At 60.1% G+C, this 15,430-nt stretch carries 17 protein-coding genes; 10 read left to right on the forward strand and 7 right to left on the reverse strand.

Annotated elements, in window-relative coordinates; all coding sequences use genetic code 11:
* Positions 1–114: 114 nt before the first annotated feature.
* Complete coding sequence (locus tag BJF91_RS13745) at positions 115–1,317, reverse strand: pyridoxal phosphate-dependent aminotransferase (protein WP_075615048.1); 1,203 nt, start codon at positions 1,315–1,317, stop codon at positions 115–117.
* A 350-nt stretch (positions 1,318–1,667) separates the two neighbouring features.
* On the opposite strand from BJF91_RS13745, the gene BJF91_RS13750 reads away from it, so the two are divergent.
* The 3 genes from BJF91_RS13750 to BJF91_RS13760 all read left to right on the forward strand — a co-directional run bounded on the left by BJF91_RS13750 (position 1,668) and on the right by BJF91_RS13760 (position 3,815).
* Positions 1,668–2,123, forward strand: coding sequence for a hypothetical protein (locus BJF91_RS13750; RefSeq protein WP_075615049.1), 456 nt, complete (start codon positions 1,668–1,670; stop codon positions 2,121–2,123).
* Between the two features lie 103 nt (positions 2,124–2,226).
* Positions 2,227–3,117, forward strand: coding sequence for a DMT family transporter (locus BJF91_RS13755; RefSeq protein ID WP_075615050.1), 891 nt, complete (start codon positions 2,227–2,229; stop codon positions 3,115–3,117).
* Positions 3,118–3,599: 482 nt separating this feature from the next.
* Positions 3,600–3,815: a cold-shock protein gene (locus BJF91_RS13760; RefSeq protein WP_015916682.1), complete on the forward strand. Its 216-nt coding sequence runs from the start codon at positions 3,600–3,602 to the stop codon at positions 3,813–3,815.
* Between the two features lie 148 nt (positions 3,816–3,963).
* Here BJF91_RS13760 and BJF91_RS13765 read toward each other — a convergent pair whose 3' ends face one another.
* Both BJF91_RS13765 and BJF91_RS13770 read right to left on the reverse strand, forming a co-directional pair.
* Entirely contained in the window at positions 3,964–4,611 is a 648-nt protein-coding gene (locus BJF91_RS13765; protein ID WP_075615051.1) for an MBL fold metallo-hydrolase, read from the reverse strand.
* A 152-nt stretch (positions 4,612–4,763) separates the two neighbouring features.
* The gene (locus BJF91_RS13770; RefSeq protein WP_075615052.1) at positions 4,764–4,964 is read right to left on the reverse strand and encodes a hypothetical protein; all 201 of its coding nucleotides are present in this window, start codon (positions 4,962–4,964) and stop codon (positions 4,764–4,766) included.
* Positions 4,965–5,354: 390 nt separating this feature from the next.
* On the opposite strand from BJF91_RS13770, the gene BJF91_RS13775 reads away from it, so the two are divergent.
* Genes BJF91_RS13775 through BJF91_RS13785 form a run of 3 tightly spaced genes read left to right on the forward strand, consistent with a single transcriptional unit; the run spans position 5,355 to position 7,996 of the window.
* On the forward strand, positions 5,355–5,867 hold the full coding sequence (locus BJF91_RS13775; RefSeq protein ID WP_075615642.1) for a MarR family winged helix-turn-helix transcriptional regulator: 513 nt from the start codon (positions 5,355–5,357) through the stop codon (positions 5,865–5,867).
* A gap of 5 nt (positions 5,868–5,872) precedes the next feature.
* On the forward strand, positions 5,873–6,571 hold the full coding sequence (locus BJF91_RS13780) for a response regulator (protein WP_075615053.1): 699 nt from the start codon (positions 5,873–5,875) through the stop codon (positions 6,569–6,571).
* A 42-nt stretch (positions 6,572–6,613) separates the two neighbouring features.
* Positions 6,614–7,996 carry a HAMP domain-containing sensor histidine kinase gene (locus BJF91_RS13785; RefSeq protein ID WP_139310695.1) on the forward strand — a complete coding sequence of 461 codons (1,383 nt, stop codon included), beginning with the start codon at positions 6,614–6,616 and terminating at the stop codon, positions 7,994–7,996.
* A gap of 371 nt (positions 7,997–8,367) precedes the next feature.
* Here BJF91_RS13785 and BJF91_RS13790 read toward each other — a convergent pair whose 3' ends face one another.
* The 4 genes from BJF91_RS13790 to BJF91_RS13805 form a co-directional block, all read right to left on the reverse strand.
* The gene (locus BJF91_RS13790; protein ID WP_075615644.1) at positions 8,368–8,709 is read right to left on the reverse strand and encodes a tRNA-binding protein; all 342 of its coding nucleotides are present in this window, start codon (positions 8,707–8,709) and stop codon (positions 8,368–8,370) included.
* A gap of 14 nt (positions 8,710–8,723) precedes the next feature.
* Positions 8,724–9,542, reverse strand: coding sequence for a pyrroline-5-carboxylate reductase (gene proC, locus BJF91_RS13795; RefSeq protein ID WP_075615054.1), 819 nt, complete (start codon positions 9,540–9,542; stop codon positions 8,724–8,726).
* A 3-nt stretch (positions 9,543–9,545) separates the two neighbouring features.
* On the reverse strand, positions 9,546–10,046 hold the full coding sequence (locus BJF91_RS13800) for a type III secretion system chaperone family protein (RefSeq protein ID WP_075615055.1): 501 nt from the start codon (positions 10,044–10,046) through the stop codon (positions 9,546–9,548).
* Positions 10,047–10,538: 492 nt separating this feature from the next.
* Entirely contained in the window at positions 10,539–10,820 is a 282-nt protein-coding gene (locus BJF91_RS13805; RefSeq protein ID WP_184412688.1) for an accessory factor UbiK family protein, read from the reverse strand.
* 356 nt (positions 10,821–11,176) lie between these two features.
* On the opposite strand from BJF91_RS13805, the gene lgt reads away from it, so the two are divergent.
* The 4 genes from lgt to BJF91_RS13825 all read left to right on the forward strand — a co-directional run bounded on the left by lgt (position 11,177) and on the right by BJF91_RS13825 (position 15,334).
* Entirely contained in the window at positions 11,177–12,040 is an 864-nt protein-coding gene (lgt, locus tag BJF91_RS13810) for a prolipoprotein diacylglyceryl transferase (RefSeq protein WP_083943344.1), read from the forward strand.
* A gap of 17 nt (positions 12,041–12,057) precedes the next feature.
* Positions 12,058–13,164, forward strand: coding sequence for a class I SAM-dependent methyltransferase (locus BJF91_RS13815; protein ID WP_075615646.1), 1,107 nt, complete (start codon positions 12,058–12,060; stop codon positions 13,162–13,164).
* A gap of 215 nt (positions 13,165–13,379) precedes the next feature.
* A complete protein-coding gene (pgeF, locus tag BJF91_RS13820; RefSeq protein ID WP_075615647.1) occupies positions 13,380–14,183 on the forward strand; it encodes a peptidoglycan editing factor PgeF in 804 nt (267 codons plus the stop codon).
* Entirely contained in the window at positions 14,180–15,334 is a 1,155-nt protein-coding gene (locus tag BJF91_RS13825) for a M24 family metallopeptidase (RefSeq protein ID WP_075615057.1), read from the forward strand. Before pgeF ends, BJF91_RS13825 begins: the two co-directional genes overlap by 4 nt.
* Positions 15,335–15,430: the final 96 nt, after the last annotated feature.

Raw genomic sequence — 15,430 nt, forward strand, 5'->3', positions numbered from 1 at the left:
ACCCTGTGAAGCGGCTTTCAGTCTGTCACCGCGTTAAACCAGAGCGAATGTCCAAACGAAAAGGGCGGGATGGTCAACCATCCGCCCTTTTCTCTGTCTTGATGGAGGTGCTGCTTACTTGCAGGCAGCGCAGAAGCGCTGGATGCGCTTGCAGGCCTCTTCCAGCAGGGTCTCCGAGGTGGCGTAGGAGATGCGGAAATTGGGGCCAAGGCCGAAGGCCGAACCGTGCACGACCGCAACGCCTTCAGTTTCCAGCAGTTCGGTGACGAAGTCTTCGTCCGTCTCCAGAACCTTGCCCGAGGGCGCAGTCTTGCCCATCAGGCCGGCGCAGGACGGATAGACGTAGAAGGCACCTTCCGGCGACGGGCAGGAGATGCCCTTGGCCTGGTTGAGCATCGACACAACGAGGTCGCGACGACCTTCGAAGATCTTCTTGTTCTCGGGGATGAAGTCCTGGGTGCCGTTCAGGGCTTCCACGGCCGCCCACTGGGCGATCGAGCAAGCACCAGAGGTCTGCTGGCCCTGGATCATGTCCATCGCCTTGATCAGCGACAGCGGGCCGGCAGCATAACCGATACGCCAGCCGGTCATGGCATAGGCCTTGGAGACGCCGTTCATGGTCAGCGTGCGGTCATAGAGCTTCGGCTCCACTTCCACAGGCGTAGCGAATTTGAAATCGCCATAGACCAGGTGCTCGTACATGTCGTCGGTCAGCACCCAGACCTGCTCATGGCGCAGCAGCACGTCGGTCAGCGCCTTCAGCTCGTCGTGAGTATAGGCAGCGCCCGAGGGGTTGGACGGCGAGTTGAAGATGAACCACTTGGTCTTGGGCGTGATCACCTTTTCAAGATCGGCAGCCGTCAGCTTGAAATTGTTTTCCTGCGTCGTGGCCACGAAGACAGGAGTACCGCCGCACAGCGATACCATTTCCGGATAGGAAACCCAGTAAGGCGTGGGGATGACGACCTCATCGCCCGCATTCAGCGTTGCCATGAAGGCGTTGAACAGGATCTGCTTGCCACCGGTGCCGACAATCGTCTGCTCCGGCTTATAGTCCAGATTGTTCTCGCGCTTGAACTTGTCGGCAATCGCCTTGCGCAGTTCCGGAATGCCCGAAACTGGGGTGTACTTGGTCTCGCCGCGATGGATCGCGTCGACGGCGGCCTTCTTGATATTGTCGGGCGTGTCGAAATCCGGCTCACCGGCGCCAAGGCCAATAACGTCACGGCCTTTCGCTTTCAGTTCACGGGCTTTCTGCGCCACGGCAATGGTGGCGGAAGGCTTAACACGGGAAAGGGCGTCGGCAAGAAAAGCCATGAAAATATCCTGAAGCTGTTGAACGTTTGCAAACCTTGGTTTGCCCAAGGCTTCAGGTTACAGCTGTATGACAACTATGCCCCCCGGTTTCAAGCGGAAAGGCTTGAGGCGGGCGCTTTTCTTGTCACGGTGACACGGGAGTGAAAATCCGTGATCCCGGCATGGGAAATCGGTCGAGACATCCGCCGCGCAGGGGCCTTTGGAGCGCCGTTAACCGGTCGCGACCACCAAATATTAACGCGCCACAATATCGCCTTATTTTTTGCAGTGCAGTGCCACAATCTGGTCCCTTTGCGGTCTATTTCCACCGGCTTTTATCCTCCTGCGGTTGGGCAGAAGGAAGCGGCACCATGAGACGGATCAGGACGGAAGAAACACCTTCCCAAAACTGGAATTTTGCACGCAAGACGCTGGTTGCGGCTTGGTTTGCGGTGTCCGCTTTGACCGTGTCGGCAGGCCTCACCGGCGCTGCTGCGGCGAGCGAGACGCACGGCGCCTCGGTCGGTCCGACAATCTCGTCCCGGGCAACGCCCTCTGCAACATCCGCCCTGGCGCCAGAAGATACGGTCGACGATATCGAGACCGGCAGCATCGCTCTCCCCATCACCCAGTCCGGCGTGCTGACGACCACCGTCGCCCGCAGCAGCGGTGTCGATAAGGCCGTTGCCGGCTCCGTCGCGTCGGTTCATGTGCCGGCCTATCTGTCTGTCCTTGCCGACCGGCGCGTTCTGGCCATGCTCTGCCTGTTCGGCCTGCTGATCGTCTGGATCAACCGTACGCCGCCAAAGAACAACCGGGACCTCTGACCAAGCCCTTCGGCACCACTTCCTGGTTGCCGTTTGGGAGCCGGCCTGATAGACGCGGCTTTTTTAAAGATCGTCGCCCGCCTTGACGGGATCAGGATGTCCAGTGACCCGCATTCAAGCCAATCTCCTCCTGCTTCTCGCCGCAGCCATTTGGGGCGGAGGCTTCGTGGCGCAATCGACGGCCATGGATCATCTGGAGGCAAACTGGTTCAATGCTCTGCGCTTCGGGATTGCCGCCATCGTGCTCGCTCCCTTCGCCCTGATCGAAGCCAAGCGCTCCCCCACACCTTTATCCTCCCGTGACATCAAAAATTTCATCATCATCGGCGTGTTGCTGTTTGCCGCCCAGACCGCCCAGCAATTCGGCCTGAAGACCACGACCGTCACCAATGCCAGCTTCCTCACCGGGCTCTACGTCGTGATCGTGCCGGTCATGGCCGTGCTCTTCCTGAAACAACGGCCGCACTGGATCATCTGGCCGGCCGCTCTCACCGCCCTCATCGGGATATTCCTGCTTAGCGGCGGCAGCATCAGTGCGCTCAGTGTCGGTGATGGGCTGACCATTGTTTGCGCCGGCTTCTTCGCGGTGCAGATCCTGCTCACCGGCCGGATCATCCAGGGCCTGTCGCGGCCTCTGGCGCTCGCCGGCATCCAGTTTGCCGTGACGGCGCTGCTCTGCACGCTTGCCGCTGCCCTTCTGGAGCCGATCACCCTTGCCAATATAGAGAACTCGCTGACCCAGATCCTCTATGGCGGGTTGTTGTCGAGCGGGCTGGCCTTCAGCCTGCAAATCATCGGCCAGCGCTATACATCCTCTTCGCAGGCGGCAATTTTCATGTCCTCGGAAGCACTGTTCGGCGCGCTGCTGGGCGCACTCATCCTGCACGAGTCCCTGCCGCCATCTGGCTATTTCGGCTGCGCACTGATGTTTCTGGCCATGCTGGCGGTCGAGCTCGTGCCGGAATGGGGCAAAAGTCGGGCCCTTGACTCATAATTTTTAAGGCACGGATTATTTTGCCTGCTTGAAAAACTTTACCGCCGCAACCCGCATATCGCGGGAGATTTGTATCGCCCGCAATGCATTTTCTGACCATTTTTAGCGAAAATAATACAGAAATGACCCGCAAAGGCACGAACCGGCTCGCCCTGATCCAGGTCAGATCATAGATTCGTAAAAAAACTTTTGCTTGCCAATTCCCTGCAAACCAAGCACTCTTTGGGGGTTCGGGCAATTTAAAGGCGCGGAAAGATCTAAATTTCGACTGGCACCGGAGACGCAGAAGTTCCGGGCATCCACAAGGGGATACGACATCTGTCGGTCTACGGTACGACAGAAATCGATCATAGCAGGTGGCTGCGGTAACAGGGACCTTTCCTCACAATTTAAGATTGCTCGACAAGACCCACGCCTAAATCAAGGTGGGGAGTGAGCATAGCTGTCCGCCGATCCCGGACAGAGACAAAAGGACCTGACGCATGGCCGAAACTGGCATTGTAAAATTCTTCAACAACGACAAAGGCTTCGGCTTCATCAAGCCGGACAATGGTGGTGCGGATATCTTCGTCCACATCTCCGCCGTACAGGCTTCCGGCCTCAACGGTTTGAGTGAAAATCAGAAAGTAAGCTTCGATACGGAACCGGACCGCCGCGGCAAAGGACCCAAGGCCGTCAATCTGCAGATCGCAGGCTGATTACCTCGTTCACGTTTTTCATTTCGCCCAGCGGCCCGGCAAGTCTTGCCGGGTTTTTTTCGTCTTAACCCACAGCGCCTTGCGCCATATATGGCGGACAAACATCGATTCCGATTTAAGGAATTATGCAGTAGCCCAAACGGCGATATCACAGCCCCTTGAGATACGGATTGGTGCGGCGCTCGTCGCCAATGCGGCTGCCGGGACCGTGACCGCAGATGAAGCCGACATCGTCGCCGAGCGGCAGCACCTTGTCGCGGATCGAATCCAGCAATTGCTGATGATTGCCGCCGGCCAGATCGGTGCGGCCGATGGAGCCGTTGAACAGCACATCGCCGAGATGGGCAAAATTCTGGGCCCGGTTAAAGAAAACCACATGGCCAGGCGCATGGCCGGGGCAATGCAGCACTTCGAATTGGTGACCGCCGAACCCAACAACATCGCCCTCTTCCAAGAAGCGGTCGGGCGTGACGTTGCGCAGTTTCATCGGCATGTTGAAGCGGGCGCCCTGCCCCTCCAGCGCATCGAGCAACGGCTTGTCATCGCGATGCGGCCCGATGATCTGGATCGACAAGGCGTCCTTAAGGTCTTCGGCACCGCCGGCATGGTCGAGATGGCCATGGGTCAGCCAGATCTCCTTCAGGGTGATGCCGTTGTCGCGCACCATCTGGAGGATCTGATCGACATCACCGCCGGGATCGACAATGACCCCTTCCTTGGTTTCGCTATCGAAAAACACGGTGCAATTTTGCTGGAAGGGCGTAACGGGAATGATCCCGGCCTGAAGCTGTCCCATAATCACCTCTGGCGCATCGCTACGGACGCGCAAAACCGACAAAAGAAATGCGGCAAGGGTGCCGCGCTAGATGTGATATAGTCAGGTCCGGGAAAAGCGGAAAGAGATTTCGACCAAGAATATCGAATCTGGAAAACAACCGGGAACGAGGCTCAGCGTTCGGAGAGCATCGTCTGCGCGTCGGCCGAATGCATGTTCGGCATCATCACGTTGCCGACCAACAAAGCAGCCACGGCGATTTTCAGCGTGAACACCAGAATCATCACAGGCTTCAGCGTGTTTTCCACTGCTTGACCGACGCCCTCATCGGCGGAAAAATCCGGTGCCGCTTGCGAAACGAGCTTAGATGACATGGCCGTCCGTCCCTTAATGTCTGCTGAACCGTCAGTCGCGAAACGCAAAAGGCCGGTCTGTTGCCCTCATAAAGCCGCGAGCGGCGTTTTGGTTGCATGATCCCGTCAATATTTCTTCAAGCGGGATCGAAGCTTGTCAGCCATCTTGGGAAAACAGGCTTTTTTGATGGCCTTTTCAACGCGCCCGTCATAGTTTTGCAACGCATTCGACACAGGCACCGCGATTGGTGGGCGTCTGTGTCGAAAACAACACATTTCGACAGAGTTTGCCTAAGAAAAATCGGACCCGGCTTTCGGGAATAGGCAAACGAAAACAATGAAATACATGGTCTTCCGGGCTTGATCGCAACCGGAGAGGCCCTGGAACGGCAGAGCAAGGAATTGAACAACGTGCAGAAAACGTCAGCGGCGAGAACGGCGAAGAAACAGCTGCCGGACCTGCCAAAGATCGACGACAAGAGTATCGATTTCGACACGATAGAGGCCTTTTTCTTCGCCTATCGCGATTTCATTTCCGATCCGGACGAGATTCTGGCGAAGATCGGTTACGGCCGCGCCCATCATCGAGTCGTGCATTTCGTCAGCCGGCAGCCCGGCATGACCGTTGCCGATCTCCTCGCCATCCTGCGCATCACCAAGCAGAGCCTGGCGCGGGTGCTCAAGGATCTGATCGATGAAGGCTATATCCGCCAGATGACCGGACCGGCCGACCGGCGCCAGCGGCGGCTCTATCCGACGCTGTCGGGACGTGAACTGGCGCTGGCCCTGTCCGATCCGCAATCGCGCCGCATTGCTCGAGCCTTCGAAGGGTTGTCGGGCGACCAGAAACAGGCGGTCCGCATCTTTCTCTCTGCCATGCGCAGCGAGAATGGTCCAACCGCTCCATCAGACGAGGAGACGTGAGCAGCATGAAGCGTGTTGACCTGACCGATGACGCCCCGCATCTCCTTGTCGTTGACGACGATACGCGTATCCGCGACCTGCTGCATCGCTATCTGACCGAACAGGGCTTTCGCGTCACCGTCGCCGCAGAAGCGCAGGAGGCAAGGCGCAAGCTCAATGGCCTCGCCTATGACCTGCTGATTGTCGACGTGATGATGCCGGGCGAAAGCGGCCTGTCGCTGACGAAATCGCTGAGCGACGAGATTACCGCACCGATCATTCTCCTGACCGCCCGGGCCGAGGCCGATTCGCGCATTGCCGGTCTTGAGGCCGGCGCAGACGACTATCTCGCAAAACCCTTCGATCCGCGCGAACTGGTGTTGCGGATCAACAATATCCTTCGCCGCAACAGCAGCACGGATGCTCCGAAGATCGAGCAGGTCATGTTCGGGCCTTACACCTTCTCCATTCTGCGCAAGGAGTTGAAGAAGGGGCCGGAGATTATCCATCTCACCGACCGGGAACAGGATATCATGCTGTTGTTTGCCAACCGGGCCGGCGAGACCATCCCGCGCCACGAACTGGTTGGTGAGGATACCGATGTCGGCGAGCGAACCATCGACGTGCAGATCAACCGCCTGCGGCGTAAGATCGAGGACGATCCGGCCAATCCGGTTTGGTTGCAGACGGTGCGCGGTATCGGCTATCGGCTCAGCCGCGATTGATCGAGCGCGACGAGACAGCAGGGCAAAGCAGTGGAAACGACGATGACGCTCAGGCAGGCCCTCGGCCGGTTGAAGTACCGGCGCATATCATGGATCGACCTGCGCTGGTTCAGCCGCTGGCTGCGCCGGCAGTTTCCGACTGGCCTGTTTGCCCGTGCGCTGCTGATCATCATCCTGCCGATCCTGATCCTGCAGACCGTGCTTCTGTTCGTGTTCATGGAGCGCCATTGGCAGATGGTGACGCAGCGGCTGTCGGCCGCCGTAACCCGCGACATCGCCGTGGTTATCGACCTGCTGGATACCTATCCGCAGGACGAGGCCCGCACCCTGAAGATGGCAACCACCAAGCTTGGCCTGACCGCAACCTTGGAAAAGAACGGCGAACTGCCGGCCCCGCGCCCCAAGCCGTTCTTCTCCATTCTCGACCAGCTTCTCAGCGACGAGTTGCGCACCCAGATCAAGCGACCGTTCTGGATCGACACGGTCGGGGATTCGCCACTGATCGAGATCCGCATTCAGCTGGACGGTGGCAAGGTTTTGCGGATCTTTGCCAAGCGTAATCAGGCCTATGCGTCCAATACCCATATCTTCCTGTTGTGGATGTTCGGGACCTCGCTGGTGCTGATCATCATCGCCACGCTGTTCCTGCGCGGCCAGATCCGGCCGATCCTGTCGCTGGCCGAGGCGGCGGAAAGTTTCGGCAAGGGCCAGAAGCCGCAGAAGGAATTCAGCCCGCGCGGCGCCGACGAAATCCGCCGTGCTGGCCTTGCCTTCATCCTGATGCGCGAGCGCATCGAGCGGCAGATGGAACAGCGTACCGCCATGCTGGCCGGCGTCAGCCACGACCTGCGCACCATCCTCACCCGCTTCAAGCTGCAATTGGCGCTGGCTGGTGACAATCCAGATCTCGAGCCTCTGAACGAGGATGTCGAGGCGATGCAGTCGATGCTGGAAGGCTATATGGCCTTTGCCAAGGGAGAGGCGGAAGAGAATGTCGCGCCCTTCAGCCTCAAGGAGATGCTGGAAAAGATCTCCTCCGACTACCGGCTGCATGGCAAGGGTTTCAGCTATATGCTCGAGGGCGACGAGCAGATCAAGGTCAGGCCCAACGCCTTCTGGCGGCTGGTCGGCAATCTCGCTGTCAACGGCCGCCGCTATGCCAATACCATGCATGTCGAGGCCCGCCACGGATCGAAATGGCTGACCATCGTCTTCGATGACGACGGCCCAGGCATTCCGCCGGAAAGCCGCGACGACGTCTTCAAGCCCTTCTTCCGGCTCGACGAAGCCCGCAACCAGGACGCATCAGGCACCGGTCTCGGCCTCGCCATCGCCCGCGACATCGCCCGCAGCCATGGCGGCAATGTCACGCTTGGCGATAGTCCCTTAGGCGGCCTGCGCGCCACGATCCGCATTCCGGTGTGAGATTCTTAGAGGCTGTCAGGTTCAGATTGAACCAAAGTACACGACGCAAAAATTTATGGGCTTCGGCCCCCTCATCCCCCTGCCGGGGACTTCTCCCCGCTGGGGAGAAGAGACCAAGACGTCGGTACCGAGCCCAACTCTATCGCCGATGACAAAGGGCTCTACTGAATTTTGCAACGCCGAGTATAGGCAAGGCGCCCCGGCAAGTCTCTTCTCCCCAGCGGGGAGAAGGTGGCGGCAGCCGGATGAGGGGGCGGTAGAGCCGCAAGAACGCGGTTAGCCTACTTTGAGATCGCAGCAGACAGACTATCTGTTCTATTGTTTTCGTTGTCTTTTCGGGAAACCGACTTCCACTTTTCCTCTGGCAAACTTCACATCATCCGCTTGCCGTTGGGCACGCCGCGTTCGACGCTGGCCAGCACGATCGCACCGTTCTCGTCCTCGAAGCCGAGTGTCAGCACTTCGGATCGAACCGGGCCGATCTGGCGCGGCGGAAAATTGACGACGCCGAGAACCTTGCGTCCAACCAGGGTCTCCGGCGTATAATGCACAGTGATCTGCGCCGAGGATCGCTTGATGCCGATCTCGGGGCCGAAGTCGATCTTGAGCTTGTAAGCCGGCTTGCGCGCTTCAGGAGAAGCTTCGGCCTCGATGATCGTGCCCACCCGGATATCCACCTTCTCGAAATCGCCATAGACGATCTCGGGCGACACCTTGTCGGCTCCGCTCACGAGGCAAGCTCCTCGGCCCGGCGCTTGGCAGCGGCGACAGCGGTATCGAACAATGGCTGCATGCCGTCCTCGGCCATCAGCACGGAGAGCGCCGCCGCTGTCGTGCCGCCCGGCGAGGTCACGTTCTTGCGCAGGGTAGCGGGATCGTCCGGGGACTGGTGCAACATTTCACCAGCCCCCGCGACGGTTTCCCGCGCGAGCCGCATGGCGAGGTCCGCCGGCAGACCGGCTTTGCGGCCTGCCTCAGCCATGCACTCGACGAGATAGAAAACATAGGCGGGACCGCTGCCGGAGACCGCCGTCACCGCATCGATATCGCCTTCGCTGGCCACCCATTCCACCGGACCGGAAACCGCAAGAAGCGCATGCACCCGCCCGCGCTGGTCAGCGCTGACCTTTGCATTGGCGTAGGCGCCGGTCACTCCGCGCCCGACCATGGCGGGCGTATTGGGCATGGCGCGCACCATGGCCGCATCCCCCAAATGGGTGGACATGAAAGACAAGGTCTTGCCGGCTGCGACAGAGACCACCACGGTCCCCTCGCCGACGACGGATTTGAGCGGCGGAAGCACGGCTTCCATCACCTGCGGCTTGACCGCGAGAAACAGCAGACCCGCCTCGATATCATCAGGCGCCTGGGCCACATGCCGCACGCCTGCCTCGGCAAAGCGGGCCTTGGCGGCATCGCTGGCGCCGGGATCAATCACCAGCATGCCTGCGGGGTCGATGCCATTCTTCAGCCAGCCAGAGAGCATTGCGCCGCCCATATTGCCGGCGCCGACAAGCACGATCTCAGCCTTGCGTCCCTTCGCCATGGCTCAGCACTCGCCAACCGTGGTGAACAGCACGGCATCCATGGCCGCCTTGGCGTCGAGCCCCGACCAGACCACGAACTGGAAGGCCTGGAAATAGGTCTCGCAAGCCTCGACCGCACTCGACAGCAGCACTTCGACTTGCTGGTTGGTCGGCTCGGCACCGCCGGCCAGCAGCAGCGACTGGCGGAAGATCACCACGTCTTCCTGGCGCCACAGGTCGAAATGACCCATCAGCACCTGGCCGTTGATATGGGATAGCAGCCTGATCACTTCGTTGACTCGGGGTTCAGGCACGCGGATATCGAAGGCACAAGCCAGATGCAGAGCTTCGCATTCTTCCATCCAGGAGAACGAGACGTGATAGGCCGCCCAGCGACCGTCCACGGTCAGGGCGATTTCATCCTCGCCGGATCGTTCGAAGGACCAGTCGTTGTTGGAAGCCACATACTCGATCATATCGACCGGATTGGACTGACGTTCAAATTCAAATTCCATAAGGCTCATGCCGCACCTTCTAAACCGGGAATGACCTGTGACGACGACAACGGGATATCATCGACAAACCACAACGCACTGACCGGAAACACGCTTCGAATGACACCCGACACCCCCCAGAATGCCTAGGGCACCCTGCCCGAAACTGGTCGGGTCGTTTCGAATCATCATTTAAAATCAGTGTATAGCGGGCGGAGTCCCAAACCAGCCCCTCCAGCCTACTTTCGGCGCCGTCACTGTGGACAGCGGTCACGTCGGATGCGTTATCCCAAGGCTTAACTGACTCATGGAATTGCCTTTTTCGAAACAATCCACATGTGGAAAAAAATCGTAACCTTCCGTTAAGCATGACGTCTGCGGGCCACGAAAATCGTAAGTGGAACCGCACGAAAAACGGCCGCGCTTGCGCGCAGCCGTCAATCACCGTGATTATTGATTTGCAAGCGAATCTACGGCTAAGAGAGGCTTTACCTCACCCTGCCGTAGCTGAACCCTGGCGGGTTATGCTTCCGGCTGCACGCCGGCAACCGGCGCTGTTCCGGCCTGGCGCTCGAGGGCATCGATGCGGGCCTTTAGCGCCTCGTTTTCTTCAAGCGCCTTCAGCGCCATCTCGCGCACCACGTCGAACTCCTCGCGGCGCACGACGTCGAGGCTGTTCAGCCAACGATCGGCCTGCGCGTGAAAAGCGGCCTCGGCCTCTTTGCGCACGCCTTGGGCGGCGCCGGCGGCATCGGTCATCAACTTGGCGAATTCATCCATGATACGGTTGGTTCCGGTGGTCATGATCCTGTTCCTCAACGCTTCATCATTGGAGCATTTCCGGGGGCAAAACCGGTGCCGACTTTTGGCTCAGAAATGCGTGTGACGCCCGGGTGGGCGCGGCCTAATCAGGAGGTAGGCATTCACCCGCACCGATGCAAGGGAAAACTCGGGAAGGCGCACCCCCGAAACGGCGAAGGCAGTGCCAATAGCCCAGCCGCCGATGCAGCCCAGGTTTACCAACCGTCTGACCACAGAAAAATTTCCGGTTTTGTACAATTTTACCTTAATCCCGTTGGATCAAGAACAAGGATCAGATTCACCTTGACCCTGAGAACAGCGCCCGCCATTTTCCGGTCAAATCGAATGAAAGCATGTCCTTGAACACAGCAGCCAGCCTTTTCGCCATCCTGCCCTACCCGCAGATCGACCCGATCGCGCTCAGCATCGGGCCGCTCGCCATTCGCTGGTATGGACTTGCCTACGTCACCGGCATTCTTCTCGGCTGGTGGCTGGCACGGCGGATGATCGCCAATGTTTCGCTCTGGCCGGGCAATGCCACGCCGATCACCGACAAGCATCTCGACGATTTCCTCGTCTGGGCAGCGGTCGGCATCGTGCTGGGCGGGCGCATCGGCTATATCCTGTTCTACGACCTGCAGCCGGTTCTCGACGATCCAATGCTGGCTGTGCAGATCTGGCGCGGCGGCATGTCCTTCCACGGCGGCCTGACGGGCGCTACGCTGGCGATGATCATCTTTGCCCGCCGCAATGGCCTGCCGGTATGGATGCTGTTCGACCTCGTCGCCTGCGTTGCCCCGATCGGCCTGTTTTTCGGCCGGATCGCCAATTTCATCAATGGCGAACTGTGGGGCCGGGTCAGCGACGTGCCTTGGGCCATGGTGTTTCCGACCGGCGGTCCTTTTACCCGCCACCCGAGCCAGCTTTATGAGGCCGCACTGGAAGGCATCGTGCTGTTTCTCGTGCTGCAGCTTCTCGCCCGTCCGTTCAAGGCGCTGAAAACGCCGGGCACAATCAGCGGCGTCTTCATCTGCGGCTATGCGCTGGCGCGTATCTTTGTTGAATTTTTCCGGGAACCGGACGAGCAGCTTGGGTATCTCGCTGGTGGTTGGTTAACGATGGGCATGCTACTATCTCTACCGATGCTGGCACTCGGACTTTGGGCCGTGTGGCGGGCGCGGCAAGCCGGCCAAGACCGGCCATCGGCAGGAACCAGGGTATGAATCGGGAAACGCTGACCATGACCACCACGCTTGGTGACAAGATCAAGGCGCTGATCCGGATGAACGGTCCCTTGAGCGTCACGGACTACTTTGCCCTTTGCCTGGCCGATCCGGAATTCGGCTATTACAAGACCCGCGAACCTTTCGGCACGTCAGGCGATTTCATCACCGGGCCGGAAATCAGCCAGTTGTTCGGCGAGATGGTCGGCGTCTTCATCGTTCATGCCTGGCAGCGCCATGGCCTGCCAGCGCCGGTGCGGTTGGCAGAAGTCGGTCCCGGCCGCGGCACGATGATGAGCGATATGCTGAGAGTGATCGCCCGGCTTGCGCCGGATCTCTACCGGGACGCCACCGTGCATCTCGTGGAGACCAGCGATCGGTTGCGCGCCGTCCAGCACAAGAGCCTGGAGCCGCATATCGAAAAGATCGCCTGGCATGACAGTTTCGGCGATGTGCCCGAAGGTTTCGTGCTTGTCGTGGCCAATGAATTGTTCGACGCCATCCCGATCCGCCAATTCGTCAAGATCGGCCCGCACTACCGCGAGCGCATGGTCAGCCTCGGGCTGGACGACGAGCTGATCTTCTCGACCGGCGTGGCAACGCTCGATCCGGCGCTTTTGCCGCCGGGCGCCGGCAACCAGCCGGATGGCACGATCTTCGAATTTTCGCCCGCCCGCCGCGCTGTGATGACCGCAATGTGCGAGCGGCTGAAGACAGAAGGCGGCACGGCGCTGATCATCGACTATGGCCACATCTCCACGGGATTTGGCGACACCCTGCAGGCGCTGCGCGCCCATGACTACGATCCGCCGCTGGCCAATCCCGGCATTGCCGACCTGACCAGCCATGTCGATTTCGAGGACCTGGCCCGCACGGCGCTCGCCGCCGGCGTCGAGCCCAGCGGTTGCCTGCGTCAGGGTGATTTCCTGCAAGGCCTCGGCATCAAGGAGCGCGCGGGCATTCTCGGGCGCGGCAAGGACGAGGCCACCCAGATGGAACTGGCCGAAGCCGTCAACCGCCTGGCCGGATCAGGCGCCGGTCGCATGGGCGAGTTGTTCAAGGTCCTCGCCGTCTCCAGCCCCGCCTTGTCGCTCGCCCCCTTCCGGCCACTGCCGCAGGATTGACAGCACGCCCCCACGGTGATCACATCCGCCGGGTTTCGGCCTGGGTGAATCGTGGGCATAGGGTAGCGCCGGAACCGATAGGATGTCGGACACGTTCCTACCGCCGACATAATGCCTGTCGCCGAATTCATGGTAATGCCGGAGCCTTCCGGATCTGCAACGCGAAAGGGGCACCGATGCCGACCTCGTCACCCGATGCGACCCCCAACCGGAGCATGGCCGAAATCCCGGCAACGCTTTCCCCACTCCAGAGCCCCCTGCTCGCTGCTGCCCGTCAAGCAGGTATCCTCCACGGCTATTTCACCCGCATCGGCGGTGTGTCGACCGGCATCTATGCCGGGCTGAATATGGGCCTCGGCTCCGATGACGAGCTGGCGAATGTCCATGAAAACCGCGCAAGGGTTGCCGGCTGGTTCGGCCGCAGCGAAGCCGACCTCCTCACCGTCTACCAGGTCCATTCGCCTGACGTGCTAACGGTAACCGCTCCTTTTGCCGGAGAGCGGCCGAAAGTGGATGCCATGGTCACGGACCGGCCCGGCCTGATCCTCGGCGCGCTTGCCGCAGATTGCGGACCCGTCCTGTTTGCCGATCCGGTCAACCGGGTGATCGGCTCGGCCCATGCCGGCTGGAAGGGCGCATTGACCGGCGTGCTCGAAAACACCATTGAGGCGATGATAGCGCTCGGGGCTAAACGAGACACGATCGTCGCCACGCTGGGTCCGTCGATCAGCTCGAAGGCCTATGAAGTCGGACCCGAATTCGTCGAGCGCTTCCTCGATCATGACATGGCCTACCAGCGGTTCTTCACCCCGTCTGCCAAGCCTGGCCATTCGATGTTCGATCTGCCGGGGCTAACCGTGCAGCGGCTCAACGAAGCCGGCATCAAGGCAGATTCGCTGGGGCTTTGCACCTATGGCGATCCCACGCGCTTCTTCTCCTATCGCCGCAAAACCCATGCTGGCGAACCCGATTATGGCCGCCAGATCTCTGCCATCATGCTGGAAGGGGAAAGCGCATGACCCTGCATTTTTCCGACGCCGAATACGCCGCCCGCCTGGAACGGCTGACCGAAAAGATGCAGGCCGAGAAGCTCGATGCCCTGCTGCTGTTTGCCCAGGAAAGCATGTATTGGCTGACCGGCTACGACACGTTTGGCTACTGCTTCTTCCAGACCCTTGTCGTCAAAGCCGATGGCACGATGACGCTGTTGACCCGCTCGGCGGATCTGCGCCAGGCGCGCCAAACCTCGACCATCGACAATATTCTGGTCTGGGTCGATCGCACCAATGCCGATCCGACCAGTGACCTCAAGGATCTGCTCAACGATCTCGACCTGCTCGGCGCCCGGCTCGGCATCGAATACGACACCCATGGCATGACCGGTCGCATGGCCCGTCTTCTCGACAATCAGTTGCTGAGCTTTGCCGAATTGAGCGATGCCTCCATGCTGGTCAGTGAGCTCAGGCTGATCAAGAGCGCCGAAGAAGTGGCACACATCGAACGGGCAGCAGCCCTTGCCGATGACGCGCTCGATGCCGCGCTGCCGCTGATTGCGGCCGGTGCCAATGAGGCCGCCATTCTCGCGGCCATGCAGGGCGCGGTGCTGGCTGGCGGCGGCGATTATCCCGCCAATGAATTCGTCATCGGCTCTGGCCCGGATGCCCTGCTCTGCCGTTACAAGGCCGGCCGCCGCACCCTGTCGCAAAGTGACCAGCTGACGCTGGAATGGGCCGGTGTTTCCGCCCATTACCACGCCGCGATGATGCGCACGGTGCTGATCGGCGAACCCTCGGCGCGCCACCGCGAGCTCTACACGGCCTGCCGTGAAGCGATCCAGGAGATCGAACAGGTGGTGCGCCCCGGCCACACCTTCGGCGAGGTATTCGACACTCACGCGCGGGTGTTGGACGACCGCGGCCTGACCCGTCATCGGCTGAATGCCTGTGGCTATTCACTCGGCGCCCGCTTCTCGCCCTCATGGATGGAGCATCAGATGTTCCATGCCGGCAATGCGCAGCCCGTCCTGCCTGACATGTCGCTTTTCGTGCATATGATCATCATGGATTCCGAACGCGAGACCGCCATGACGCTGGGCCATACTTATCTGACCACCGAAGGCGCCCCGCGCCCGCTGTCGCGCCATTCGCTGGACCTGATCGTCCGCACATAGGCATGCCGGGGTGCCTGTCCTGTCGCATCTGCGACCTTTGAAGTAAAATTTAACGTTTTAAAGAGATAATCAGGGGATGCTCATGCGACACGCAGC

It is taken from the genome of Gillisella taibaishanensis, assembly GCF_001938985.1.
In the GTDB taxonomy this organism is placed as follows: Bacteria; Pseudomonadota; Alphaproteobacteria; order Rhizobiales; family Rhizobiaceae; genus Allorhizobium; species Allorhizobium taibaishanense.